Source organism: Streptomyces sp. R33 (assembly GCF_041200175.1).
Classification (GTDB): Bacteria; Actinomycetota; Actinomycetes; order Streptomycetales; family Streptomycetaceae; genus Streptomyces; species Streptomyces katrae_B.
In genome coordinates this window covers 3,781,791-3,805,594 of sequence record NZ_CP165727.1, presented here as the reverse complement: position 1 = coordinate 3,805,594, position 23,804 = coordinate 3,781,791, and the positions used below count along the sequence as shown (strand labels likewise).

27 protein-coding genes are annotated in these 23,804 nt (G+C 71.4%); 25 read left to right on the top strand and 2 right to left on the bottom strand.

What is annotated here, in order from left to right; genetic code table 11:
* Positions 1–2 precede the first annotated feature (2 nt).
* The 13 genes from map (at position 3) to glmM (ending at position 10,841) form a co-directional block, all read left to right on the top strand.
* The gene (gene map / locus AB5J51_RS17225; RefSeq protein WP_030298227.1) at positions 3–839 is read left to right on the top strand and encodes a type I methionyl aminopeptidase; all 837 of its coding nucleotides are present in this window, start codon (positions 3–5) and stop codon (positions 837–839) included.
* A 140-nt stretch (positions 840–979) separates the two neighbouring features.
* Positions 980–1,201, top strand: a complete 222-nt coding sequence (gene infA / locus AB5J51_RS17220) for a translation initiation factor IF-1 (RefSeq protein ID WP_003956442.1) — start codon at positions 980–982, stop codon at positions 1,199–1,201.
* Between the two features lie 73 nt (positions 1,202–1,274).
* Positions 1,275–1,388 (top strand): 50S ribosomal protein L36, encoded by a 114-nt coding sequence (gene rpmJ / locus AB5J51_RS17215; protein ID WP_003956441.1) that lies wholly within the window; start codon positions 1,275–1,277, stop codon positions 1,386–1,388.
* Positions 1,389–1,588: 200 nt separating this feature from the next.
* Complete coding sequence (gene rpsM, locus AB5J51_RS17210) at positions 1,589–1,969, top strand: 30S ribosomal protein S13 (protein ID WP_007265919.1); 381 nt, start codon at positions 1,589–1,591, stop codon at positions 1,967–1,969.
* Between the two features lie 54 nt (positions 1,970–2,023).
* The gene (gene rpsK / locus AB5J51_RS17205; protein WP_003956432.1) at positions 2,024–2,428 is read left to right on the top strand and encodes a 30S ribosomal protein S11; all 405 of its coding nucleotides are present in this window, start codon (positions 2,024–2,026) and stop codon (positions 2,426–2,428) included.
* A 140-nt stretch (positions 2,429–2,568) separates the two neighbouring features.
* Positions 2,569–3,591: a DNA-directed RNA polymerase subunit alpha gene (locus AB5J51_RS17200; RefSeq protein ID WP_007265920.1), complete on the top strand. Its 1,023-nt coding sequence runs from the start codon at positions 2,569–2,571 to the stop codon at positions 3,589–3,591.
* Positions 3,592–3,675: 84 nt separating this feature from the next.
* On the top strand, positions 3,676–4,143 hold the full coding sequence (rplQ, locus tag AB5J51_RS17195) for a 50S ribosomal protein L17 (RefSeq protein WP_030298228.1): 468 nt from the start codon (positions 3,676–3,678) through the stop codon (positions 4,141–4,143).
* Between the two features lie 113 nt (positions 4,144–4,256).
* Positions 4,257–5,108: a tRNA pseudouridine(38-40) synthase TruA gene (truA, locus tag AB5J51_RS17190; protein ID WP_133897167.1), complete on the top strand. Its 852-nt coding sequence runs from the start codon at positions 4,257–4,259 to the stop codon at positions 5,106–5,108.
* Positions 5,109–5,172: 64 nt separating this feature from the next.
* A complete protein-coding gene (locus AB5J51_RS17185) occupies positions 5,173–6,792 on the top strand; it encodes an ABC-F family ATP-binding cassette domain-containing protein (RefSeq protein ID WP_053786467.1) in 1,620 nt (539 codons plus the stop codon).
* Positions 6,793–6,859: 67 nt separating this feature from the next.
* On the top strand, positions 6,860–8,116 hold the full coding sequence (locus AB5J51_RS17180) for a glycosyltransferase family 87 protein (protein ID WP_136227547.1): 1,257 nt from the start codon (positions 6,860–6,862) through the stop codon (positions 8,114–8,116).
* Between the two features lie 231 nt (positions 8,117–8,347).
* On the top strand, positions 8,348–8,791 hold the full coding sequence (gene rplM, locus AB5J51_RS17175; protein ID WP_030154717.1) for a 50S ribosomal protein L13: 444 nt from the start codon (positions 8,348–8,350) through the stop codon (positions 8,789–8,791).
* A 42-nt stretch (positions 8,792–8,833) separates the two neighbouring features.
* A complete protein-coding gene (rpsI, locus tag AB5J51_RS17170) occupies positions 8,834–9,349 on the top strand; it encodes a 30S ribosomal protein S9 (RefSeq protein ID WP_030230680.1) in 516 nt (171 codons plus the stop codon).
* A gap of 133 nt (positions 9,350–9,482) precedes the next feature.
* Positions 9,483–10,841 carry a phosphoglucosamine mutase gene (gene glmM, locus AB5J51_RS17165; RefSeq protein ID WP_053786436.1) on the top strand — a complete coding sequence of 453 codons (1,359 nt, stop codon included), beginning with the start codon at positions 9,483–9,485 and terminating at the stop codon, positions 10,839–10,841.
* Between the two features lie 114 nt (positions 10,842–10,955).
* On the opposite strand, the gene coaA is transcribed toward glmM, so the two are convergent.
* Positions 10,956–11,948, bottom strand: a complete 993-nt coding sequence (gene coaA, locus AB5J51_RS17160) for a type I pantothenate kinase (protein ID WP_030298237.1) — start codon at positions 11,946–11,948, stop codon at positions 10,956–10,958.
* Between the two features lie 359 nt (positions 11,949–12,307).
* Between coaA and AB5J51_RS17155 the strand changes: the two genes are divergently transcribed.
* From AB5J51_RS17155 to AB5J51_RS17120, 8 genes are all read left to right on the top strand, one after another.
* Positions 12,308–13,081 carry a hypothetical protein gene (locus AB5J51_RS17155; RefSeq protein ID WP_369778024.1) on the top strand — a complete coding sequence of 258 codons (774 nt, stop codon included), beginning with the start codon at positions 12,308–12,310 and terminating at the stop codon, positions 13,079–13,081.
* 131 nt (positions 13,082–13,212) lie between these two features.
* Positions 13,213–15,060 carry a glutamine--fructose-6-phosphate transaminase (isomerizing) gene (gene glmS / locus AB5J51_RS17150; RefSeq protein WP_053786434.1) on the top strand — a complete coding sequence of 616 codons (1,848 nt, stop codon included), beginning with the start codon at positions 13,213–13,215 and terminating at the stop codon, positions 15,058–15,060.
* A gap of 130 nt (positions 15,061–15,190) precedes the next feature.
* On the top strand, positions 15,191–15,559 hold the full coding sequence (locus AB5J51_RS17145) for a holo-ACP synthase (RefSeq protein ID WP_053786433.1): 369 nt from the start codon (positions 15,191–15,193) through the stop codon (positions 15,557–15,559).
* 35 nt (positions 15,560–15,594) lie between these two features.
* Positions 15,595–16,989: an NAD(P)H-hydrate dehydratase gene (locus tag AB5J51_RS17140; RefSeq protein ID WP_369778023.1), complete on the top strand. Its 1,395-nt coding sequence runs from the start codon at positions 15,595–15,597 to the stop codon at positions 16,987–16,989.
* A 133-nt stretch (positions 16,990–17,122) separates the two neighbouring features.
* Entirely contained in the window at positions 17,123–18,259 is a 1,137-nt protein-coding gene (gene alr, locus AB5J51_RS17135) for an alanine racemase (protein ID WP_136225812.1), read from the top strand.
* Between the two features lie 34 nt (positions 18,260–18,293).
* Positions 18,294–19,505, top strand: a complete 1,212-nt coding sequence (locus AB5J51_RS17130; protein WP_136225813.1) for an alpha/beta fold hydrolase — start codon at positions 18,294–18,296, stop codon at positions 19,503–19,505.
* Positions 19,429–20,013, top strand: coding sequence for a tRNA (adenosine(37)-N6)-threonylcarbamoyltransferase complex ATPase subunit type 1 TsaE (tsaE, locus tag AB5J51_RS17125; RefSeq protein ID WP_276611476.1), 585 nt, complete (start codon positions 19,429–19,431; stop codon positions 20,011–20,013). Before AB5J51_RS17130 ends, tsaE begins: the two co-directional genes overlap by 77 nt.
* Before the next feature lie 179 nt (positions 20,014–20,192).
* Positions 20,193–20,378 carry a hypothetical protein gene (locus AB5J51_RS17120; RefSeq protein ID WP_107093482.1) on the top strand — a complete coding sequence of 62 codons (186 nt, stop codon included), beginning with the start codon at positions 20,193–20,195 and terminating at the stop codon, positions 20,376–20,378.
* 85 nt (positions 20,379–20,463) lie between these two features.
* On the opposite strand, the gene AB5J51_RS17115 is transcribed toward AB5J51_RS17120, so the two are convergent.
* Complete coding sequence (locus tag AB5J51_RS17115; protein WP_136225814.1) at positions 20,464–21,024, bottom strand: hypothetical protein; 561 nt, start codon at positions 21,022–21,024, stop codon at positions 20,464–20,466.
* Positions 21,025–21,182: 158 nt separating this feature from the next.
* Between AB5J51_RS17115 and tsaB the strand changes: the two genes are divergently transcribed.
* The 4 genes from tsaB to AB5J51_RS17095 are packed head-to-tail and all read left to right on the top strand — an operon-like array spanning position 21,183 to position 23,743.
* Complete coding sequence (gene tsaB, locus AB5J51_RS17110; protein WP_030298255.1) at positions 21,183–21,845, top strand: tRNA (adenosine(37)-N6)-threonylcarbamoyltransferase complex dimerization subunit type 1 TsaB; 663 nt, start codon at positions 21,183–21,185, stop codon at positions 21,843–21,845.
* Complete coding sequence (gene rimI, locus AB5J51_RS17105) at positions 21,842–22,372, top strand: ribosomal protein S18-alanine N-acetyltransferase (RefSeq protein ID WP_030298257.1); 531 nt, start codon at positions 21,842–21,844, stop codon at positions 22,370–22,372. The genes tsaB and rimI overlap by 4 nt, the downstream gene beginning before the upstream one ends.
* Positions 22,365–23,471 (top strand): tRNA (adenosine(37)-N6)-threonylcarbamoyltransferase complex transferase subunit TsaD, encoded by a 1,107-nt coding sequence (gene tsaD / locus AB5J51_RS17100; RefSeq protein ID WP_133897158.1) that lies wholly within the window; start codon positions 22,365–22,367, stop codon positions 23,469–23,471. The genes rimI and tsaD overlap by 8 nt, the downstream gene beginning before the upstream one ends.
* Complete coding sequence (locus tag AB5J51_RS17095; RefSeq protein ID WP_030298263.1) at positions 23,471–23,743, top strand: hypothetical protein; 273 nt, start codon at positions 23,471–23,473, stop codon at positions 23,741–23,743. Before tsaD ends, AB5J51_RS17095 begins: the two co-directional genes overlap by 1 nt.
* Positions 23,744–23,804: the final 61 nt, after the last annotated feature.

Below are 23,804 nucleotides of genomic sequence, written 5' to 3'. Positions count from 1 at the left end.
CCATGGTCCAGATCAAGACCCCCGAGCAGATCGCGAAGATGCGCGAGGCAGGGCTGGTCGTCGCCGCGATCCACGCGGCGACCCGTGAGGCGGCCGTGCCGGGCGCCACGACGCGGGATCTGGACATGGTGGCCCGCAAGGTCATCGCGGATGCCGGCGCCAAGTCGAACTTCCTCGGCTACGGCGGCTTCCCCGCGACGATCTGCACCTCGGTGAACGAGGTCGTCGTCCACGGCATCCCGGACGACAAGACGGTCCTCAAGGACGGCGACATCATCTCGATCGACGCCGGCGCGATCGTCGACGGCTGGCACGGCGACGCCGCGTACACGGCCTTCGTGGGCACCGGTCACGCTCCGGAGCTCGTCGAGCTCTCCCGGGTGACCGAGGAGTCCATGTGGGCCGGCATCGCCGCGATGAAGCTCGGCAACCGCCTCGTGGACATCTCGAAGGCGATCGAGGGCTACATCCGCCGCCAGCCGCGTCCCGCGACCGGCAAGTACGGGATCATCGAGGACTACGGCGGCCACGGCATCGGGTCCGAGATGCACATGGACCCGCACCTGCTGAACTACGTCTCGCGCAAGCGGGGCAAGGGCATCAAGCTGGTCCCGGGCGTCTGCCTGGCGATCGAGCCGATGGTCTCCCTGGGCACCCCCCAGACGGAGGTCCTGGCGGACGACTGGACGGTCATCACGACGGACGGCACCTGGTCCTCGCACTGGGAGCACTCCATCGCCCTGACGGAGGCCGGTCCCATCGTCCTGACCAGCCCGGACTGCGGCAAGGCGAAGCTGGCGGAGTACGGCGTGACGACGGCGCCGGACCCGCTCGGTTAATGATCTAGTCTGTGGGGCAAACTTTCCGGATTCGTCTTTCTGGGTGCCCTGACGTAGACTGACTCGTCGGCTCCTTTGCACCCGCATGTCCGCATGTGAGGCAGGGAGCTGATCAAGGTAGCCGATTCGAAAGGCGAAGCGTGGCCAAGAAGCAAGGTGCCATCGAAATCGAGGGCACCGTGATCGAGTCCCTCCCGAACGCGATGTTCAAGGTGGAACTGCAGAACGGTCACAAGGTCCTCGCGCACATCAGCGGCAAGATGCGTATGCACTACATCCGCATCCTCCCGGATGACCGGGTCGTTGTGGAGCTGTCTCCGTACGACCTGACGCGTGGCCGGATCGTCTACCGATACAAGTAGATCTTGTCCTCACTCCTGCCTGGGCGGACGTCCCGGTGCGGGTGGTGGCACTGACCCGGAGAACCTCACCAACATGAAGGTCAAGCCGAGCGTCAAGAAGATCTGCGACAAGTGCAAGGTGATCCGCCGTCACGGTCGGGTCATGGTCATCTGCGACAACCTGCGCCACAAGCAGCGCCAGGGCTGACGCACGCCGACCGACCTGCACTACGCAGTTCTTCGCGCGACGTAAGAAAACGTACATACGCAGAACCCGCCCAGCCCTGAGAAGGGCCGGCGGCACCTCCGGCGGGGGCCGGGGACCCGGACGTACCACCACCCATCAAGGTGTGGTCGGCGGTCGGGAGTGGTTCTGCGGAAGACCCCCGAACACACAGGAGCCATTGAATGGCACGCGTTTCCGGTGTTGACATCCCGCGCGAAAAGCGTGTGGAGATCGCACTCACCTACGTCTTCGGTATCGGGCGCACCCGGTCCAAGGAGATCCTCGCCTCCACCGGCGTGAACCCGAACACCCGCGTTCGTGACCTGGCCGAAGAGGACCTCGTCAAGATCCGCGAGTACGTGGACGCCAACCTCCGTACCGAGGGTGACCTCCGCCGCGAGATCCAGGGCGACATCCGTCGCAAGATCGAGATCCAGTGCTACCAGGGCATCCGCCACCGTCGTGGCCTGCCGGTGCACGGTCAGCGCACCAGCACGAACGCGCGTACCCGCAAGGGCCCGCGTCGCGCGATCGCCGGTAAGAAGAAGCCGGGCAAGAAGTAGTCCTGTTCAGCGGTCTTGCGCTGTAGGACCGACCACCTCCCGTAGGAGATTTAGATGCCCCCCAAGGGTCGTCAGGGCGCTGCCAAGAAGGTGCGCCGCAAGGAAAAGAAGAACGTCGCTCACGGGCACGCCCACATCAAGAGCACGTTCAACAACACGATCGTCTCGATCACGGACCCCTCGGGCAACGTGATCTCCTGGGCCTCCGCCGGCCACGTCGGCTTCAAGGGCTCGCGCAAGTCCACCCCCTTCGCCGCGCAGATGGCCGCCGAGTCGGCCGCCCGCCGCGCGCAGGAGCACGGCATGCGCAAGGTCGACGTCTTCGTCAAGGGTCCCGGCTCCGGCCGTGAGACCGCGATCCGCTCCCTCCAGGCCACCGGCCTCGAGGTCGGCTCGATCCAGGACGTCACCCCCACCCCGCACAACGGCTGCCGCCCGCCGAAGCGCCGCCGCGTCTGACGCAGCGGACGCACCTGTGCGTCTTTGAGTGTCCGGGCGGTACGACCCCTTCGGGGGCCGTGCCGCCCGTACCCTTGCAGTACCCAGCAGTACATGTCGGGCGTCAAATAGTGGGCGTCCACGACTGAAGGAACACAGACATGCTTATCGCTCAGCGTCCTTCGCTGACCGAAGAGGTCGTCGACGAGTACCGCTCGCGGTTCGTGATCGAGCCGCTCGAGCCGGGCTTCGGCTACACCCTCGGCAACTCGCTGCGCCGCACGCTCCTGTCCTCGATCCCGGGTGCCGCTGTCACCAGCATCCGCGTGGACGGTGTCCTGCACGAGTTCACCACCGTGCCCGGTGTCAAGGAAGACGTCACCGACATCATCCTCAACATCAAGCAGCTGGTCGTCTCCTCGGAGCACGACGAGCCGGTCGTGATGTACCTGCGCAAGCAGGGTCCCGGCCTGGTCACCGCTGCCGACATCGCGCCCCCGGCCGGTGTCGAGGTGCACAACCCGGACCTGGTCCTCGCCACGCTCAACGGCAAGGGCAAGCTGGAGATGGAGCTGACCGTCGAGCGCGGTCGCGGCTACGTCTCCGCCGTCCAGAACAAGCAGCTGGGCCAGGAGATCGGCCGTATCCCGGTCGACTCCATCTACAGCCCGGTCCTCAAGGTCACCTACAAGGTCGAGGCGACCCGAGTCGAGCAGCGCACCGACTTCGACAAGCTCATCGTCGACGTCGAGACCAAGCAGGCCATGCGCCCGCGCGACGCCATGGCGTCCGCCGGCAAGACCCTGGTCGAGCTGTTCGGTCTGGCCCGCGAGCTCAACATCGACGCCGAGGGCATCGACATGGGCCCGTCCCCGACGGACGCCGCCCTGGCCGCCGACCTGGCGCTGCCGATCGAGGAGCTCGAGCTCACCGTTCGGTCGTACAACTGCCTCAAGCGCGAGGGCATCCACTCCGTGGGTGAGCTCGTCGCCCGCTCCGAGGCCGACCTGCTCGACATCCGCAACTTCGGTGCGAAGTCGATCGACGAGGTCAAGGCGAAGCTGGCCGGCATGGGCCTGGCCCTCAAGGACAGCCCGCCCGGATTCGACCCGACCGCCGCTGCCGACGCCTTCGGCGCCGACGACGACGCGGACGCCGGTTTCGTCGAGACCGAGCAGTACTAAGAAATGACTTTCCCGGGGCAGCCGCCCCGGGGGAACTGACACCGGTACCTGACACGGCCGGTGCAGATATGAAGGAGTAACACCATGCCGCGTCCCGCAAAGGGTGCCCGTCTGGGCGGCTCCGCCGCGCACGAGAAGCACCTTCTCGCGAACCTCGCGAAGGCGCTCTTCGAGCACGGCCGCATCACCACCACCGAGGCCAAGGCCCGCCGCCTGCGTCCCTACGCCGAGCGTCTGGTCACCAAGGCCAAGAAGGGCGACATCCACAACCGTCGCCTGGTGCTGCAGACGATCACGGACAAGAGCATCGTGCACACGCTGTTCACCGAGATCGCCCCGCGCTACGAGAACCGCCCCGGTGGTTACACGCGCATCACCAAGATCGGCAACCGTCGTGGCGACAACGCCCCGATGGCCGTGATCGAGCTGGTCGAGGCCCTTACGGTCGCCCAGCAGGCCACTGGTGAGGCCGAGGCCGCCACCAAGCGCGCCGCGAAGGACGCCGAGGCCGTGGCCGAGGCTCCCGCCGCCGAGGAGACCAAGGAGGCCTGATCCCGCTCCGGGATCGAGCTTGCTTGATCGGCTCTGAACGGGCCCGCCCCTTCCCGGGGCGGGCCCGTTCTGCGTTTCCGAGCTATTTCCGAGCTTCTGAGAGGATCTGTCACGTGAGTGACGAGGTGGAGCCCGGGCACGTCCGGGTGCGGCTGGACCTGTCGTACGACGGCAAGGACTTCTCCGGCTGGGCGAAGCAGCGCGTGCTGCGGACCGTGCAGGGCGAGCTGGAGTCGGCCCTGCAGACCGTGATGCGGCTGCCGGACCCGGTCGAGCTGACCGTGGCCGGGCGGACCGACGCCGGCGTGCACGCGCGCGGGCAGGTCGCCCAGTTCGACCTGGCCGAGGAGGTGTGGGCCGAGCACCACGACAAGCTGCTGCGCCGCCTCGCGGGCCGGCTGCCGCACGACGTACGGGTGTGGAGGGCCGCCGAGGCCCCCGAGGGCTTCAACGCCCGGTTCTCCGCCATCTGGCGCCGCTACGCCTACCGCGTCGGGGACCACCAGGGCGGCGTCGACCCGCTGCGCCGCGGGCACGTGCTGTGGCACCAGTGGCCGCTGGACGTGGACGCCATGAACGAGGCCGCCGCCCCGCTGCTCGGCGAGCACGATTTCGCCGCGTACTGCAAGAAGCGCGAGGGCGCCACGACCATCCGTACCCTCCAGCAGCTCAGCTGGGAGCGCGCCGAGGACGGGATCATCACGGCGACCGTCCGCGCCGACGCCTTCTGCCACAACATGGTCCGCTCGCTGGTCGGCGCACTGCTGCACGTCGGGGACGGGCACCGGCCGACCGACTGGCCCGGGAAGGTCCTGCGGGCCGCCGTACGGGACTCCTCGGTGCACGTCGTGAAGCCGCACGGGCTCACCCTGGAGGAGGTCGGCTACCCGGCGGACGAGCTGCTGGCCGCCCGCAGCAAGGAGGCTCGCAACATGCGGACCCTCCCGGGCGCCGGCTGCTGCTGATCCGCCGGGGACCGCCGCACAATCCGTTTGGGCGGATCGGTGCCGGGCCTGGACAATGCCCGGCATGGGACATCTCGAAGCCAGCCACCTGGAGTACTACCTTCCCGACGGGCGGGTCCTGCTCCCCGACGTCTCCTTCCGCGTGGGGGAGGGGTCGGTCGTCGCCCTCGTCGGGGCGAACGGGGCCGGCAAGACCACCCTGCTGAAGCTGATCTCGGGTGACCTCCAGCCGCACGGCGGCGGGGTCACCGTCAGCGGCGGCCTCGGCGTGATGTCGCAGTTCGTGGGCTCCGTACGGGACGAGACGACCGTGCGGGACCTGCTGGTCTCGGTGGCCCAGCCCCGGATCCGGGCGGCCGCGAAGGCCGTCGACCACGCCGAGCACCTGATCATGACGGTGGACGACGAAGCCGCCCAGATGGCGTACGCGCAGGCGCTCAGCGACTGGGCCGACGTACAGGGCTACGAGGCGGAGACCCTGTGGGACGTCTGCACCATGGCCGCGCTGGCCGTCCCGTACGACACCGCGCAGTTCCGCGAGGTGCGCACGCTGTCGGGCGGTGAGCAGAAGCGGCTGGTCCTCGAGGCCCTGCTGCGCGGACCGGACGAGGTGCTGCTGCTCGACGAGCCGGACAACTACCTGGACGTCCCGGGCAAGCGGTGGCTGGAGGAGCAGCTCAAGGCCACCCGCAAGACGGTGCTCTTCGTGTCGCACGACCGGGAGCTGCTGTCCACGGCCGCCGAGAAGATCATCAGCCTGGAGCCGAGCCCGATGGGCACGGACGTGTGGGTGCACGGCTCGGGCTTCGGCACGTACCACGAGGCCCGCAAGGAGCGCTTCGCGCGCTTCGAGGAGCTCAAGCGGCGCTGGGACGAGGAGCACGCCCGCCTGAAGGCGCTGGTCCTGCGGCTGCGCAACCAGGCGGCGAGCAGCCCCGACATGGCCTCCCGCTACCGGGCGATGCAGACCCGCTTCCAGAAGTTCGAGGAGGCGGGCCCGCCGCCGGAGCCGCCGCGCGAGCAGGACATCAAGATGCGCCTGAAGGGCGGCCGGACCGGCGTGCGCGCGCTGACCGTGGAGAACCTCGAGCTCACGGGCCTGATGAAGCCGTTCTCGCTGGAGGTCTTCTACGGGGAGCGGGTCGCGGTGCTCGGCTCGAACGGCTCCGGGAAGTCGCACTTCCTGCGGCTGCTGGCGGGCGAGGACGTCAAGCACACGGGCGACTTCAAGCTGGGTGCCCGGGTGGTCGCCGGACACTTCGCGCAGACCCACGCCCACCCCGAGCTGTTCGGCCGCACCCTGGTCGACATCCTGTGGACGGAGGCCGCCAAGCCGCTCGGCGCCGCGATGGGCGTCCTGCGCCGGTACGAGCTCGAGCGCCAGGGCGAGCAGCCGTTCGAGAAGCTGTCGGGCGGCCAGCAGGCGCGTTTCCAGATCCTGCTCCTGGAGCTGGCGGGCACCACCGCACTGCTGCTGGACGAGCCGACGGACAACCTGGACCTGGAGTCCGCGGAGGCGCTGCAGGACGGCCTGGAGTCGTACGAGGGCACTGTGTTGTGCGTCACGCACGACCGCTGGTTCGCGCGCACATTTGACCGTTTCCTGGTCTTCGGCTCCGACGGTGTTGTACGAGAGACTCAGGAACCCGTATGGGACGAACGTAGGGTCGAGCGGAAGCGCTAGGGGGAGACCGCTCCCTCGGTCGGAGTGAGGGGGAGGCGTTGTGGGCCTGCGGCCTGGCATCTGGCTCATGAAGCGGGAGAACCACGGCTCCGGCGACCGGCTGCTCGACTGGCTGCTGCGGCCCGCGTCGCGGCCCTGGCAGCTCGTCTCCCTCGCGGTGGTCCTGGGGGTCTGCGTCTCCACGAGCCTGCGCGAGAACTGGGGCTCCGACAACGCCTTCGTGGTCAAGGCGGCGCAGACGCTGCTGGCCGGCGGGTCGCCGTACGAGGACAAGCGGTTCCTGTACCTGCCCAGCGCGGTCCTGATGGCCGTTCCCGAGGCGCTGATGCCGACGGCGGTGCTGCGCTGGAGCCTGCCGGTCGCGATGTCCGGCCTGCTGGGCATCGGGTGGCTGGCCGCGCTGCGGATGTTCTCGGTGCCGCTGCGCTCGCGCTTCGCGGTCGTCGGGTTCCCGGTGCTGGCCCTGGGCTACAAGCCGTACGTGAACCTCGTGCTGATCGGCAACTGGACGGCGATCTCGGCGGCCGCGCTGCCGGTGGCGCTGCTGCTCGCGCACCGGCGGCGCTGGGGGAGCGCCGGGCTGGTGGTCGGGCTGGCGATCGCCTGCAAGCCGATGCTGGTGCCGGTCGGGCTGCTGTTCCTGATGGCCCGGCGGTGGCGGGGGCTGGCGGCGGCCGTGCTGGTGCCGCTGGGGCTCTCACTGGCGGGCGCGCTGCTGATGCCCAGCCCGTCGCTGTTCTTCACCAAGACCCTGCCGTTCCTGCTCCGGGGCCAGGACGCGTACGCGCTGCCCTGGGACGCCTCGCCCATCGCGGTGCTGCCCCGGCTGGGGGTGCCGGAGCCGGTGGCGGTGGTGGTGGCCTTCGCGGGGGCCGGGGCGGGGCTGTGGGCCGCCTGGACGCGGTGGCGGCGCACGGGGGAGGAGACGGACGGGGGAGAGCTGCGGCTCGTGGAGACGGCCTGCATGGTGATGCTCGCCGCATTCCTGGTCTCGCGGCCGTCCTTCGACCACTACCTGCTGGTGGTGCTGCCGCTGCTGCTGGCCTCGGCGGTGCGGCCCGGCTCGATGCCCCGCTCGCCCTGGTTCTGGCTGGCCCTGACGCCCCAGGTGGCGCTGGTGCCGTGGCCCTCGGAGCTGGCCCACAAACGGCGCGCCTTCAAGGACTGCGCCACCCTGTGCGGGCTCGCGATCCTGCTGGTGCGTCGTGCACTGCGCTCAGGTCGGGTTATTCTGGAGCCCGTAACAACTGCGGGGTCCCCACCCAGGACCGAACCGGAGTGCGCCGCGACGCCAGCAGAATCGGCATCGCGGACCGCGTTTTGACCCGTACGGGTCTGCTTGGGTATCCTGCTGGTTTGTTATGCGTATTGGCTTGCTCATTCTCACGTGAAAGGGCCTTACGCCGGTCCACCGGACCGATGACCAGCAGTTCACACGGGTTGCGTCCCCGATGTGAACGAGGGCTGTCGTGATCGTCCGTGGTGACCCTGTCAGGACCTTCCCGTGGGGCTTGCGCCCTTGGGATACCACCACTGAAGAAGCGAAGGCATACGCGTGCGTACGTTCAGCCCCAAGCCCGGCGACATCTCGCGCCAGTGGCTCGTCATCGACGCCCAGGACGTTGTCCTCGGCCGTCTGGCGACCCAGGCCGCTGCCCTTCTGCGGGGCAAGCACAAGCCGACCTATGCGCCTCACATGGACATGGGCGACTTCGTCGTCATCATCAACGCCGACAAGGTGCACCTGTCCGGCAACAAGGCCTCCCAGAAGATGGCGTACCGCCACTCCGGTTTCCCGGGCGGTCTGCGTTCCGTGCGCTACGACGACCTCCTGGCGAACAACCCGGAGAAGGCCGTCGAGAAGGCCGTCAAGGGCATGCTCCCCAAGAACACCCTGGGCCGTCAGATGCTCTCGAAGCTGAAGGTCTACTCGGGCGACCAGCACCCCCACGCTGCCCAGCAGCCGGTGCCGTTCGAGATCACCCAGGTCGCGCAGTAGTTCCGGCCACCCCCTAAGACGTAGAAAATTCTGAGGAGCATCGTGGCCGAGACCACCGCCGAGACCCCCGTCGAAGAGTTCGAGGGCGTCGAGGAGTACACCACCGAGTCTGAGGTCGTCGTCGAGGGCGACTACACCTCCGAGTCCCTTGCCGGCCGCTTCGGCGACCCGCAGCCGGCCGCCGGCCTGGGCCGTCGCAAGAACGCCATCGCCCGCGTCCGGATCGTTCCGGGCACCGGCAAGTGGAAGATCAACGGTCGCACCCTTGAGGACTACTTCCCCAACAAGGTGCACCAGCAGGAAGTCAACGAGCCCTTCAAGCTCCTCGAGCTTGACGGCCGTTACGACGTCATCGCCCGCATCGCCGGTGGCGGCGTCTCCGGTCAGGCCGGCGCCCTGCGCCTCGGCGTGGCCCGCGCCCTGAACGAGGCCGACGTCGACAACAACCGCCCGGCGCTGAAGAAGGCCGGCTTCCTCTCCCGCGACGACCGTGCGGTCGAGCGCAAGAAGGCCGGTCTCAAGAAGGCCCGTAAGGCTCCGCAGTACAGCAAGCGTTAATCTGCGCCTGCTGTTCAGCAACAACCGCCCCGGCAGCACTCTCCGTGCTGCCGGGGCGGTTCGTTTACCGCCACAAGCGGCAAATACATGTCACAAGCGGTCACAAACGAAGCGTGAACTCGGGAGGACAACAGTGGGACAACTCTTCGGGACGGACGGTGTACGCGGCGTCGCCAATGCGGATCTGACGGCTGAGCTCGCGCTCGGTCTCTCCGTGGCAGCTGCCCACGTACTCGCCGAGGCGGGCACCTTCGCGGGCCACCGGGCGACCGCGGTCGTCGGCCGCGACCCCCGCGCATCCGGCGAATTCCTGGAGGCCGCGGTCGTCGCGGGCCTCGCGAGCGCGGGCGTGGACGTCCTGCGCGTCGGTGTGCTGCCCACCCCGGCGGTGGCGTATCTCACCGGGGCGCTGGGTGCCGACCTCGGCGTGATGCTCTCCGCCAGCCACAATGCGATGCCCGACAACGGCATCAAGTTCTTCGCCCGCGGCGGCCACAAGCTCGCCGACGAGCTCGAGGACCGCATCGAGGCCGTCTACGACGAGCACCGCACCGGCGCTCCCTGGGACCGGCCCACCGGCTCCGGCGTCGGCCGGGTCTCCGACTACGACGAGGGCTTCGACAAGTACGTCGCGCACCTCATCGCGGTCCTCCCCAACCGCCTGGACGGGCTCAAGATCGTCCTGGACGAGGCGCACGGCGCCGCCGCCCGCGTCTCGCCCGAGGCCTTCACCCGGGCGGGTGCCGAGGTCGTCACCATCGGCGCCGCGCCGGACGGCCTCAACATCAACGACGGCTGCGGCTCCACCCACCTGGGGCTCCTCAAGCAGGCCGTGGTCGAGCACGGTGCCGACTTCGGCATCGCGCACGACGGCGACGCGGACCGCTGCCTCGCGGTCGACGCCTCCGGCGCGGAGATCGACGGCGACCAGATCCTCGCGGTGCTGGCCCTGGCCATGCGCGAGGCCGGCCAGCTGCGCGGGAACACCGTCGTCGGCACCGTGATGTCCAACCTCGGCTTCAAGCTGGCCATGGAGGGCGAGGGCATCCAGGTCGTGCAGACCGGCGTCGGCGACCGGTACGTGCTCGAGTCGATGAAGGAGCACGGCTACGCGCTCGGCGGCGAGCAGTCCGGCCACGTGATCATCCTCGACCACGCCACGACCGGCGACGGCACGCTCACCGGCATGATGCTGGCGGCGCGCGTCGCGGCCACCGGCCGGTCGCTGGCCGACCTGGCGGGCGTCATGCAGCGGCTCCCGCAGGTGCTGATCAACGTCCCCGACGTGGACAGGTCCCGGGTCGGGACCTCCGCCGAGCTGGCCGCGGCCGTCGCCGACGCCGAGCGGGAGCTGGGCACCACCGGCCGGGTGCTGCTCCGTCCGTCCGGTACCGAACCGCTCGTCCGGGTGATGGTCGAGGCCGCCGACATCGAGCAGGCCCGCGCGGTCGCCGGGCGGCTCGCGGACGTGGTGAAGTCGGCGCTCGGCTAGATCCGGTCCCGCGCCCATACGCCGGCCCCGCCCTCCCGTGGAATGCGGAGGGCGGGGCCGGCGGCGTCACCGGGCCGCTCAGGCCTCGGGCCGGCGGACCCGGCGGCGAGGGGGTCAGAGCTTGCGGAGGCTGAGCTTCTGCACCTTGTGGTCCGGGCCCTTGCGTACGACGAGGGTCGCGCGGCCGCGGGTGGGGGCCACGTTCTCCAGCAGGTTGGGCTTGTTGATGGTGCGCCACATGGTCTGCGCGTACTCCATGGCCTCCTCCTCGGAGACCTGGGTGTACTTGCGGAAGTAGGAGAAAGGATTCTGGAAGGCGGTCTCGCGCAGCTTCCGGAACCGGTTGAGGTACCAGCGCTCGATGTCCTCGGGGCGCGCGTCCACGTACACGCTGAAGTCGAAGTAGTCGGCGAGGCCGACGCGCGTGCGGCCGTCCTTGCCGGGCAGGGCCGGCTGGAGGACGTTGAGCCCCTCGACGATCAGGATGTCCGGGCGCCGTACGACGAGCTGCTCGCCCGGGACGATGTCGTAGATCAGGTGCGAGTAGACGGGGGCAGTGACCTCGTCCTTGCCCGCCTTGATGTCCGCGACGAAGCGGGTGAGCGCGCGGCGGTCGTACGACTCCGGGAAGCCCTTGCGGGAGGTGAGTCCGCGGCGCTGCAGCTCCTTCATCGGGTACAGGAAGCCGTCGGTGGTGACCAGCTCGACGCGGGGGTGCTCGGGCCAGCGGGCGAGCAGGGCCTGGAGCAGACGGGCCACGGTGGACTTGCCGACGGCGACGGAGCCGGCGACCCCTATGACGAACGGCGTGCCCTGCTGCGCGCCGTGGCCGTTGCCGGCGTCGCCGAGGAAGGTGTTGAGGGTGCCGCGGAGGTTGCTCGTGGCGCCGACGTAGAGGTTGAGGAGACGGGAGAGCGGCAGGTAGACGTCCCGGACCTCGTCGAGGTCGATGACGTCGCCGAGCCCGCGCAGGCGCTCGACCTCGTCGGCGGTGAGCGGGAGCGGGGTGCGCTCGCGCAGGGCGCTCCACTCGTCGCGGGTGAGGTCGACGTACGGAGAGACCTCGGCCCGGCGGTGGGGTCGCTCGGGCCGGTCGGGGCGCTCCATCGCGCTGTCCGGCGTGCTTCGTGGCGGCGAAGTGATCACAGGGCCATTGTCGTGGCTCGGGGCCGGTTGTGGGTGGTGTGGTCGGTCACGTGCCGGGGGCCCGGGGCCGTCGCAGCGGTGTCTGCGGGGTGTCGTGCAGTGGTTCCCGTGCAGGTCGCGAGTCGGCTGCGAGCCGGGCACGGGCGGGGCTCGTGGCCGGGAGCCGGAGCCGGGATTGGATCTCACCCCGGTCACGATTGGCCGGGTCCGGCGGAAAATGGACCGGCCATGATCGGATCGCCCCGTAGATTTGCTGATCACCGCGGCCCTTCTGCCGGAGCCGCTGTTGTCGTTGTTGTGTGTTCTGGGGGAGATCCTTCGTGCGTAGCACCCTTGTCCGTCGTACCGTCCTGACCGCTTCCGCGGTGTCCCTGGCCCTGCTGGCCACCGCCTGCGGTTCCGACAAGGCGGACGACAAGAAGACGGACGCCAAGCCGTCCGCCGCCGCCTCGTCCGCGGCTGCCCCGGCCGCGAAGGGCAAGACGGACACCGAGCTGGCCGCCGTGATCGTGGCCCAGGCCGATCTGCCCGACCACCAGTTCAAGCCGGCCACGCCGGCCGAGGCCGCGGCGGGGGCCTCGGCCACCAGTGACAAGCCCCAGTGCGTGCCGCTGGTCAAGGCGCAGGCCATGGGGGCGGTCGGCACGTCCACCGGCACCGCGCGGACCAAGGTCGTCGCGAAGCCGAAGGAGCAGGCCGCGAGCCAGAGCCCCGAGGACAAGCTGAAGGGCCTGATGGACGCCCTCGGCTCGACCGCCACCGCGGTCACCCTCGCCTCGTACGACGGCAAGGGCGCGGAGGAGGCCTTCGCGAGCCTGAAGGCCGCGGGCACCGCGTGCGCCGGCGGCTACACCGCGAGCGGTGAGGGCCAGGCCGGCAAGGTCACCAAGGTCGGCGCCGGCGCCCCCGTCACCGCGGGCGACGAGGCGCTCGCCTACACGGTGGAGGGCGACGCGGAGGGCGAGAAGTTCACGACGCAGCTCGTCGTCGTGCGCAAGGGCAACACGCTCGCGACCTTCTCGGCCCTGAGCCTGAGCGGTGCCGCCGAACAGCCGAAGGCCGTCGTCGACGCGCAGGCGAAGAAGCTCGGCTGACGGCTCGGCCGGCCCCGGGGCCGCAGGGCCTTCGAACAACGTCAATCCCGCTCCGGCGCATTCGCCGGGGCGGGTTTTTCGTCTTGTTCAGGTACGGGGCAGGCAGCCGAGTTCCGCGTACGCTGCGCCGTATGTGCGGAATTGTGGGTTACGTGGGAGCGCAGTCGGCGCTCGATGTGGTCATCGCCGGACTCAAGCGGCTCGAGTACCGCGGCTACGACTCGGCGGGCGTCGCCGTGCTCGCCGACGGGGGGCTCGTCGCCGCCAAGAAGGCCGGGAAGCTGGTCAACCTGGAGAAGGAGCTGGTCGGGCACCCGTTGCCGGCCGGTACCACGGGACTCGGGCACACCCGCTGGGCCACCCACGGCGGGCCCACCGACGTCAACGCCCACCCGCACCTGGACAACGCGGGCCGGGTTGCCGTCGTGCACAACGGCATCATCGAGAACTTCGCCGCACTGCGGGCCGAACTGGCCGAGCGCGGGCACCGGCTGGAGTCCGAGACGGACACGGAGGTCGTCGCGCACCTGCTGGCGGAGCGGTTCGAGGCCGGCCGGGATCTCGCGGAGGCCATGCGGCAGGTGTGCCGACGCCTCGAGGGCGCCTTCACGCTGGTCGCGGTGCACGCCGACGTGCCGGACGTGGTGGTCGGGGCGCGCCGGAACTCCCCTCTGGTGGTGGGGGTCGGGGAGGGTGAGAACTTCCTCGCCTCGGACGTGGCCGCGTTCATCGCCCACACCCGGTCCGCGATCGAGCTGGGGCAGGACCAGGTCGTCGAGCTCCGCCGCGACGGGGTCACGGTGACCGACTTCGCCGGTGCGCCCGCGTCCGTGCGGGCGTACCACGTCGACTGGGACGCCTCGGCGGCCGAGAAGGGGGGGTACGACTACTTCATGCTCAAGGAGATCGCCGAGCAGCCGAAGGCCGTCGCCGACACCCTCCTGGGCAGGATCGACGCGAGCGGCTCGCTGACCCTGGACGAGGTGCGCATCCCCGTCTCGGTGCTCCGGGAGGTCGACAAGGTCGTGATCGTGGCGTGCGGTACGGCGTACCACGCGGGCATGATCGCGAAGCTGGCCATCGAGCACTGGACCCGCATCCCGTGCGAGACGGAGCTGGCGAGCGAGTTCCGCTACCGCGATCCGATCCTGGACCAGCGGACGCTGGTGGTCGCGATCTCGCAGAGCGGCGAGACCATGGACACCCTCATGGCGCTGCGGCACGCGCGCGAGCAGGGGGCCAGGGTGCTGGCCGTCTGCAATACCAACGGGTCGACGATCCCGCGCGAATCGGATGCGGTGCTGTACACGCACGCCGGTCCCGAGGTGGCCGTCGCCTCGACCAAGGCGTTCCTGACGCAGCTGGTGGCCTGCTATCTGGTCGCGCTGTACCTCGGGCAGGTACGGGGTACGAAGTGGGGCGACGAGATCGAGGCGGTGATCCGCGAGCTGTCCGACATCGCCGCGGCCGTGGACACCGTACTGGAGACCATGGAGCCGGTACGGGAGCTGGCGCGGTCGCTGGCGGACAAGGACACCGTGCTGTTCCTCGGTCGGCACGTTGGGTACCCGGTGGCCCTGGAGGGCGCGCTCAAGCTCAAGGAGCTGGCGTACATGCATGCCGAGGGCTTCGCGGCGGGCGAGCTCAAGCACGGCCCGATCGCGCTGATCGAGGAGGACCTGCCGGTGGTGGTGGTCGTGCCGTCGCCGCGCGGGCGCTCCGTGCTGCACGACAAGATCGTGTCGAACATCCAGGAGATCCGGGCGCGCGGGGCGCGGACCATCGTGATCGCCGAGGAGGGAGACGAGGCGGTCGTCCCGTACGCCGACCACCTGATCCGGATCCCGGCGACGCCGACGCTGCTGCAGCCGCTGGTCGCGACGGTGCCGCTGCAGGTCTTCGCGTGCGAGCTGGCGACGGCGCGGGGCAACGAGGTGGACCAGCCGCGTAACCTCGCGAAGTCGGTGACGGTGGAGTGAGCGGAGCGAACGGAGCCGCTCGCCGACCATCGGGCACAGTGGTGACGGTGGAGTGAGCGGAGCGAACGGAGCCGGTCGCCGACCATCAGGTGCAGTGGTGACGGTGGAGTGAGCGAAGCGAGTTGGCGTTGTGATTATCGGTGTGGGGATCGACGTTGCCGAGATCGACCGGTTCGGTGAGGCGCTGGCGCGCACCCCGAACATGGCTGGACGGCTCTTTGTCGACTCCGAGTTGATGCTGCCGAGCGGCGAGCGGCGCGGGATCGCCTCGCTCGCCGCCCGGTTCGCGGCCAAGGAGGCCCTCGCCAAGGCGCTCGGCGCGCCCGGCGGAATGCTGTGGACCGACGCCGAGGTGTACGTGGAGGAGACCGGGCAGCCGCGGCTGCGGGTGTCGGGGACGGTCGAGGCCAGGGCGCTGGCGCTGGGCGTCAAGTCCTGGCACATCTCCCTGAGCCACGACGCGGGCGTCGCCTCGGCAGTGGTGATCGCCGAGGGATAGGGCCGGTTCCGCGGGGTTTCGGGCAGGCTGGTGCCATGCGTACTGCTTACAGCGTGGAGACCGTACGGGCCGCCGAGCGGGAGCTGATGGCCCGGCTGCCGGAGGGCGCCCTGATGCAGCGGGCGGCGGCCGGGCTGGCCGCCGTGTGTGCGGGCCTGCTGCGCCGGGTGTACGGGGCGCGTGTCGTGCTGCTCGTCGGGCCCGGGGACAACGGCGGCGACGCCCTGTACGCGGGCGCCCGGCTGGCCCGGCGCGGCGCCGGGGTGACGGCGGTGCCGATGGATCCGGAACGGGTGCACGCGGGCGGGCTGCGGGCGCTGCTGGCCGCCGGGGGCCGGCTCGCGGCGGGCGTTCCCGGCCGGGCGGACCTCGTACTGGACGGGCTCGTCGGCATCGGCGGGCGCGGCGGGCTGCGGCCGGCCGCGGCGGCGCTGGTGGAGCAGATCCCGGCCGGTGCGGTCGTGGTCGCGGTGGACCTGCCGAGCGGGGTCGACGCCGACACCGGGGAGGTGGCCGGACCGGCTGTCCGGGCCGATGTCACGGTGACCTTCGGGGCGTACAAGCCGGGGCTGCTCATCGACCCGGGGGCTTCGCGCACGGGCGCGCTGCGCCTGGTGGACATCGGGCTGTCGCTGCCGGAGCCGGACGCGGAGGCGTTGCAGCACGCCGATGTCGCGGGGCTGCTGCCGGTGCCGACGGCGTCGAGCGACAAGTACCGCCGGGGCGTGGTCGGCATCGTCGCCGGATCGGTGCAGTACCCGGGCGCGGCGGTGCTCGCCGTGGCGGGGGCGCTGCGGGGCGGTGCGGGCGCGGTGCGGTACGTCGGACCGGCGGCGGACGCGGTGCTGGCGCGGTACCCCGAGACGCTGATCGGGCGGGGCCGGGTGCAGGCGTGGGTGGTCGGGCCGGGGCTGGGGGAGGGCCGGGCGGCGGAGGTCGCGCAGGCCCTGGCGGACCCGGTCCCGGTGCTGGTGGACGCGGACGGGCTGCGCGGGCTGGACCCGGCGGTGCTGCGGGCCCGGTCGGCCGGGACGCTGCTGACCCCGCACGCGGGGGAGGCAGCGGCGCTGCTCGGGGTGTCCCGGGACGCGGTGGAGTCGGCGCGGCTGTCCTCCGTACGGTCACTGGCGGAGCAGTACGGGGCGACGGTCCTGCTGAAGGGCTCGACGACGCTGGTGTCCCGCGGCGGCGGGCCGGTCAGGGTCAACCCGACGGGAACCGCGTGGCTCGCGACGGCCGGCAGCGGGGACGTCCTGTCGGGCCTGTCCGGCTCGCTGCTGGCCTCGGGCCTGCCGGCGCTCGACGCCGCCTCGGTCGCGGCGTACCTCCACGGCCTGGCGGGGCGCCGGGCAGCCTCCGGAGCCCCGCTCCTCGCCCAGCAGATCGCGCAATCCCTTCCGGAGGCGTGGCGCAGCATCCAGAACCCGTGACCGGCCCCGACCGGTTCGGCATTCGGCCGCCCGGCGCCCCCGGAGTGGTCCCAACGGGGGTGAAACGTCCCGGTATGCGGGAAGGGGACGGCGGTCGACCAAGCCACAGCCGGGCTCTGAGAGACTGGGGGCGATGAACGAGACACCGACGCGCGTGTACGCCGAGATCGATCTTGACGCCGTACGGGCGAACGTACGCGCACTGCGCGAGCGGGCACCCGGGGCCGAGGTGATGGCCGTCGTCAAGGCGGACGCCTATGGCCACGGCGCGATCCCCTGCGCCCGCGCGGCCCAGGAGGCCGGTGCCACCTGGCTCGGAACCGCCACCCCCGAGGAGGCGCTCGCGCTGCGCGCCGCCGGGATCGGCGGGCCGGTCATGTGCTGGCTGTGGACCCCCGGCGGGCCCTGGCAGGAGGCCGTCGAGGCCGACCTGGACATCTCCGTCAGCGGCCTGTGGGCCCTCGACGAGGTGCGCAAGGCCGCGCACGCCGCCGGCCGCCGGGCCAGGATCCAGCTCAAGGCCGACACCGGCCTCGGCCGCAACGGCTGCCAGCCCGCCGACTGGGCCGAGCTCGTCGGTGCGGCCGTCGCCGCCGAGGCCGAGGGCACCGTCAAGATCACCGGCGTCTGGTCCCACTTCGCGTGCGCCGACGAACCCGGCCACCCCTCCATCGCGCTCCAGCTGACGGCTTTCCGCGACATGCTGGCCTACGCCGAGAAGGAGGGCGCCCGGCCCGAGGTCCGGCACATCGCCAACTCGCCCGCGACGCTGACCCTGCCGGAGAGCCACTACGACCTCGTGCGCTGCGGCATCGCCGTCTACGGCGTGTCCCCGGCCCCCGAGCTCGGCACCTCCCAGGAGCTGGGCCTGCGGCCCGCCATGACCCTCAAGGCCTCCGTGGCGCTGGTCAAGACCGTGCCCCCGGGCCACGGGGTGAGCTACGGACACCACCACGTCACCGAGGCCGAGACGAACCTCGCCCTCATCCCCGCCGGATACGCCGACGGCATCCCCCGGCACGCCTCCGGCCGCGGGCCGGTCTCCGTCGGCGGGAAGGTCCGCCGCGTCGCCGGGCGCGTCGCGATGGACCAGTTCGTCGTCGACCTGGGCAGTGACCTCGTACGGGCCGGGGACGAGGCCGTCATCTTCGGCAGCGGCGAACACGGCGAGCCCACCGCCGAGGACTGGGCTCGGGCAGCAGACACCATCGCCTATGAGATCGTCACCCGTATCGGGGTGCGCGTTCCTCGGGTCTACCTGGGCGGCTGAGGCTGAGTGAGGACGGCGTGAGCGTGAGGACGGCGTGAGCGAGAACTGGCGCAAAGCCGGCTGGGCCGGCGCCGCGATCGGGGTGATAGCCGCAGGTGCGGCCGCCGGCGTCGCGGTCGAACGGATCACGGTCGGCCGCGGCATGCGCCGCAAGGCGCGCCTCGCGCTCGACGCCACCGGGGACTACGGCTCCCTGCGCGGGACCGCCGGGGCCTGCTACGCGGAGGACGGCACCGAGCTCTACTACGAGGTCGACGAGCCGTCCGAGGGCCCGAAGAAGCGGCCCCGGCTGCGCCGCAAGGAACCGGCCGCCCCGACCGTCGTGTTCTGCCACGGCTACTGCCTCGGCCAGGACTCCTGGCACTTCCAGCGCGCCGCCCTGCGCGGAATGGTCCGCGCCGTGTACTGGGACCAGCGCAGCCACGGCCGCAGTGCGCGCGGGTTCTCCCAGGCCGACGGCGAGCGCGTGAGCATCGACCAGCTCGGGCGCGACCTGAAGGCCGTCATCGAGGCCGCCGCGCCCGAGGGCCCGCTGATCCTCGTGGGCCACTCGATGGGCGGCATGACGATCATGGCGCTGGCCGAGCAGTTCCCCGAGCTCGTCCGCGACCGGGTGATCGGCGTCGCGCTCGTCGGCACCTCGAGCGGGCACCTCGACCAGGTGACGTACGGGCTGCCCTCGGTCGGGATGGGGGCCGTACGCCGCATCCTGCCGCCCGTGCTCAGGGCTCTCGGCTCGCAGGTGGAGCTGGTGGAGAAGGGCCGCCGGGCCACCGCCGACCTCTTCGCGGGCATGATCAAGATGTACTCGTTCGGCGTCCCGCGCGAGGTGGACCCGGGCGTCGCGCGCTTCGCCGAGCGGCTCATCGAGGCCACCCCGATCGACGTGGTCGCCGAGTTCTACCCGGCCTTCCAGATCCACGACAAGAGCGCCGCCCTCCAGCGGTTCGCCGACATCCCCGTCACCGTCATCGCCGGCGACCGCGACATGGTCACCCCGGCCGCGCACAGCCAGGCCATCAAGGACGCGCTGCCGGCCGCGGAGCTCGTGGTCCTGGAGTCCGCCGGGCACCTGATGATGCTGGAGTACCCCGACACGGTGACCGGGCTGCTCACCGACCTGCTGGCGCGCACGGGTGCGGTGCCCGCAGCGACTAACGTTGGCGGACATGGAAGAAGTACCGCTGGAAGCGCCGGCGCCCCGCAGTCAGACACCGCAGCGTCAGGCACCGCAGCAGGCAGCTGAGGCGGCCGACGCCGAGGCGCGCATCACCGTCGACTCGCCCGAGGCCATGCAGGACCTGGGCCGCACCCTCGCCGGCCTGCTCCGCCCCGGCGACCTCGTCCTGCTGACCGGGGAGCTCGGCGCGGGCAAGACCACGCTGACCCGGGGCCTGGGCGAGGGGCTGGGCGTACGGGGCGCCGTGACCTCGCCGACCTTCGTGATCGCCCGGGTGCACCCCTCGCTGCGCGGCGGGCCGCCGCTGGTGCACGTGGACGCGTACCGGCTCGGCGGCGGGCTGGACGAGATGGAGGACCTGGACCTCGACGTCTCCCTGCCCGAGTCCGTGGTCGTCGTGGAGTGGGGCGACGGCAAGGTCGAGGAGCTCTCCGAGGACCGGCTGCACGTGGTGATCGCGCGGGCGGTGGGCCACGAGGAGGTCCTGGACGACGTGCGGGAGGTCTCGGTGCGCGGGATCGGGCCGCGCTGGTCCGGGCCGGGCGCGCTGGCGGCGCTGGTCCCGGCACGCTAGGCCGAGGGCCGAGGGCCGAGGGCCGAGGGGCGCCGCGAGGGCGACCGAGGGGCGCCGCGGAAAACGTACCGACAACTCGTCGGCAAGATATTGCGCCGATGGAGTCGCGCGTGGTGACATGGTACGGAGGGCTGGTTAGGCCTGCCTAAGTACGGGCCGGCCCGGGCCAGGAGGCAGCCATGTCCGCAGCAGGAGTGCAGCGCGACCCCCGCTCGTCCGTCGTGTCCATGGGGGCGCTGCTCGCCGCGGGCGCGGCCGCCACGGCGGTCTCGACGCCGCCCGCGCGGGAGCACGCCCCGGACGCCCCCGAAAGCACCGGGGCCGACGTACGCGAACAGGCCGCCCCGGAGTCCGAGGCGGCCTGAGGGCCCGCACATGCGCGGTGGCCCGCACGTCCGGTAGCCCGTACGGGTGAATCCGTGGTGGGCTCCCCGGTCGGGGGGCAGGGCGTCAGGGGACGACGACTACCTTCGAGTTGATCGTCGCGAAGGCCCACATCGCATCGCCGTCGGCGCGCGTCATGCGGATGCCGCCGGTCTTCTTGTTCGGGTCGGGCTCCGGCATCTGGCCGTCCACCCGGGAGCTGAACCCGACCACGACGCCGTCCGCCGTGGCGAACCGTACGACGTGCTCGATCGGCACCCCGTCCGAGCCGGTGACCGCGCCCGAGCGCGAGTTCACCAGGTACGTGCCCGGCTTCGGGTGCGCCGTGCTCGGCTTGACCGGGAACGACTTCGGCTCCTGCCCGCTCTCGCCGACCAGCCACACCCGCTTCTGGCCCACCGAGTACACGACGCGCGAGCCCGTGCCCGATTCGGCCGGCACGGCCACCGGCTTCGCCTGGTCGGCCGCCTGGGCGGACGGTACGGGGGAGGGCGCCGCGGCCGGCGGGGCAGCCGCCTGCGCGGGGTGCGCGGGCGCGGTCGCAGAGGCCTGGTAGCCGAGGAAGCCGACGGCGGCGAGCGCCGCCACGGTGAGCCCGGCCACGATTCCCGAGCTGCTGCGTGCCACCTTGCTCCACCTCTCCCGTGCTTCCCCTGTGCCGGGCGCCGGCCGGGCACGTCGTGCCCCGGCTCGGACCTCGGCCGATACCTGGGTCGAAGGTAGCAGCCGGGGTGCCCAGCGACCGGCCGCGAGGGCCCGGGGCCCCGGAGTCGTAGGCTGTTCGCGTGCTCTTGCTCGCTGTAGATACCGCCACGCCCGCCGTCACCGTCGCCCTGCACGACGGCGAGTCCGTCCTCGCCGAGTCGAACCAGGTCGACGCCCGCCGCCACGGGGAGCTCCTGCTGCCCTCCGTCGACAAGGTCCTCGCCGAGGCCGGGCTGAAGCTCGACGCCCTCACGGGCATCGTCGTCGGCGTCGGACCCGGCCCCTACACCGGGCTGCGCGTCGGCCTCGTCACCGCCTCCACCTTCGCCACCGTCCTCGGCATCCCCGTGCACGGCCTGTGCACCCTCGACGGCCTCGCGTACGCCGCGGGCGCCGCCGGGATCGAGGGCCCCTTCACCGTCGCCACCGACGCGCGGCGCAAGGAGGTCTACTGGGCCCGGTACGAGGACCCGCGCACGCGCGTCGGCGAGCCGGCCGTGGACCGCCCGGGCGACATCGCCGAGCAGGTCGCCGGCCTGCCCGCGGTGGGCCAGGGCGCGCTGCTCTACCCGGACGTCTTCACCGACGCGCGGGCCCCCGAGCACCAGAGCGCCGCCGCCCTCGCCTCCCTGGCGGTGGAACGGCTCGCGGCCGGGGCGGAGTTCCTGCCTCCGACACCGCTGTACCTGCGCCGGCCCGACGCGCAGGTACCGAAGAACTACAAGGTGGTCACCCCGCAGTGACGGCAGTGACCGCAGTACTGCGTGAGATGCGCTGGTGGGACATCGAGCCCGTGCTGGAACTGGAGCACGAGCTGTTCCCCGAGGACGCCTGGTCCGCGGGCATGTTCTGGTCCGAGCTCGCCCACGCCCGCGGCCCGCACGCCACCCGCCGCTACGTGGTGGCGGAAGAGCCCGGGTCCGGCCGTCTCGTCGGCTACGCCGGGCTGGCCGCCGCCGGCGACCTGGCCGACGTACAGACCATCGCGGCAGCACGCGACCAGTGGGGGACCGGGCTCGGCGCCCGGCTCCTCACCGACCTGCTGCGCGCCGCCACCGCGTTCGAGTGCGCCGAGGTGCTGCTGGAGGTACGGGTGGACAACACCCGGGCCCAGAAGCTCTACGAGCGCTTCGGCTTCGAGCCGATCGGCTTCCGGCGGGGCTACTACCAGCCCGGCAACGTGGACGCGCTCGTGATGCGCCTGACCGACCCCGCACAAGCAACGACTGAGAACACTGAGAACACTGAGAGCAGTGAGAGCAATGGCTGACGAACCGCTCGTCCTCGGCATCGAGACCTCCTGCGACGAGACCGGCGTCGGCGTCGTCCGCGGCACCACCCTGCTGGCGGACGCGATCGCGTCCAGCGTCGACGAGCACGCGCGCTTCGGCGGCGTCGTACCCGAGGTGGCCTCCCGGGCGCACCTGGAGGCGATGGTCCCCACCATCGACCGTGCCCTGAAGGAGGCCGGGGTCAGCGCCCGCGACCTCGACGGCATCGCCGTCACCGCGGGTCCCGGCCTCGCCGGGGCGCTGCTGGTGGGCGTCTCGGCGGCCAAGGCGTACGCGTACGCGCTCGGCAAGCCGCTGTACGGGGTGAACCACCTGGCCTCGCACATCTGCGTCGACCAGCTGGAGCACGGGCCGCTGCCGGAGCCGACCATGGCGCTGCTGGTGTCCGGCGGGCACTCCTCGCTGCTGCTGGCCCCGGACATCACCTCCGACGTACGGCCGCTGGGCGCGACCATCGACGACGCGGCGGGCGAGGCCTTCGACAAGATCGCGCGCGTGCTGCAGCTGGGCTTCCCCGGCGGGCCGGTCATCGACCGCCTCGCGCGCGAGGGCGACCCCAAGGCGATCAACTTCCCGCGCGGGCTGACGGGGCCGCGCGACGCGGCGTACGACTTCTCCTTCTCCGGGCTCAAGACGGCGGTCGCCCGCTGGATCGAGGCGAAGCGGAACGCGGGTGAGGAGGTGCCGGTGCGCGATGTGGCGGCGTCCTTCCAGGAGGCCGTGGTGGACGTGCTGACGCGCAAGGCGATCCGTGCGTGCAAGGACGAGGGTGTCGACCACCTGATGATCGGCGGCGGTGTGGCGGCCAATTCCCGGCTGCGGTCGCTGGCGCAGGAGCGGTGTGACGACGCGGGGATCATCCTGCGCGTGCCGCGGCCGAAGCTGTGCACGGACAATGGCGCGATGGTGGCGGCGCTGGGCGCGGAGATGGTCAAGCGGAACCGGCCGGCCTCGGACTGGGACCTGTCGGCGGACTCCTCGCTGCCGGTGACGGACCCGCACGTCCCGGGGACGGCGCACGGCCACGGTCACGACCACGACCACGTGCACGAGTTGAGCAAGGACAACCTGTACTGATGGGCACCGTCGCGCTGATGTGGGAGGCCCGGGCCGCCGCCGGGCGGGGCAACGAGCTGCTGGAGTGGGCCCGTTCGCAGGTGCTCGCGCGCGAGCCGGTGCGCCGCGAGCTGCTGCGGGCCCCGCAGGACCGGGTGCTGGTCGTCACCTGGTGGGAGGCGGCCGAGGGCGTGGCGGCGGAGCTGCCCGAACTCCCGGAGCCCGCCGCCGATCTGATCACGCGTCCGGTGCACCGCTGGCGGTTCGAGTCGGTGGAGACCACCGGCAGTTGACGCGTCGGGGGTGTCCGGCCCTCTCGAGCGGCTCCGGACCGGACGTGTGGCGGATGCCGAT

Coding starts and splice junctions, on each gene's coding strand:
- map (WP_030298227.1), top strand. CDS start 3: ATGGTCCAGATCAAGACCCCCGAGCAGATCGCGAAGATGCGCGAGGCA.
- AB5J51_RS17140 (WP_369778023.1), top strand. CDS start 15,595: ATGCGTACTGCTTACAGCGTGGAGACCGTACGGGCCGCCGAGCGGGAG.
- rpsK (WP_003956432.1), top strand. CDS start 2,024: ATGCCCCCCAAGGGTCGTCAGGGCGCTGCCAAGAAGGTGCGCCGCAAG.
- rpsM (WP_007265919.1), top strand. CDS start 1,589: ATGGCACGCGTTTCCGGTGTTGACATCCCGCGCGAAAAGCGTGTGGAG.
- AB5J51_RS17180 (WP_136227547.1), top strand. CDS start 6,860: ATGAAGCGGGAGAACCACGGCTCCGGCGACCGGCTGCTCGACTGGCTG.
- AB5J51_RS17095 (WP_030298263.1), top strand. CDS start 23,471: ATGGGCACCGTCGCGCTGATGTGGGAGGCCCGGGCCGCCGCCGGGCGG.
- rplQ (WP_030298228.1), top strand. CDS start 3,676: ATGCCGCGTCCCGCAAAGGGTGCCCGTCTGGGCGGCTCCGCCGCGCAC.
- tsaD (WP_133897158.1), top strand. CDS start 22,365: ATGGCTGACGAACCGCTCGTCCTCGGCATCGAGACCTCCTGCGACGAG.
- tsaE (WP_276611476.1), top strand. CDS start 19,429: ATGGAAGAAGTACCGCTGGAAGCGCCGGCGCCCCGCAGTCAGACACCG.
- rpmJ (WP_003956441.1), top strand. CDS start 1,275: ATGAAGGTCAAGCCGAGCGTCAAGAAGATCTGCGACAAGTGCAAGGTG.
- AB5J51_RS17200 (WP_007265920.1), top strand. CDS start 2,569: ATGCTTATCGCTCAGCGTCCTTCGCTGACCGAAGAGGTCGTCGACGAG.
- coaA (WP_030298237.1), bottom strand. CDS start 11,948: ATGGAGCGCCCCGACCGGCCCGAGCGACCCCACCGCCGGGCCGAGGTC.
- AB5J51_RS17185 (WP_053786467.1), top strand. CDS start 5,173: ATGGGACATCTCGAAGCCAGCCACCTGGAGTACTACCTTCCCGACGGG.
- glmS (WP_053786434.1), top strand. CDS start 13,213: ATGTGCGGAATTGTGGGTTACGTGGGAGCGCAGTCGGCGCTCGATGTG.
- AB5J51_RS17120 (WP_107093482.1), top strand. CDS start 20,193: ATGTCCGCAGCAGGAGTGCAGCGCGACCCCCGCTCGTCCGTCGTGTCC.
- alr (WP_136225812.1), top strand. CDS start 17,123: ATGAACGAGACACCGACGCGCGTGTACGCCGAGATCGATCTTGACGCC.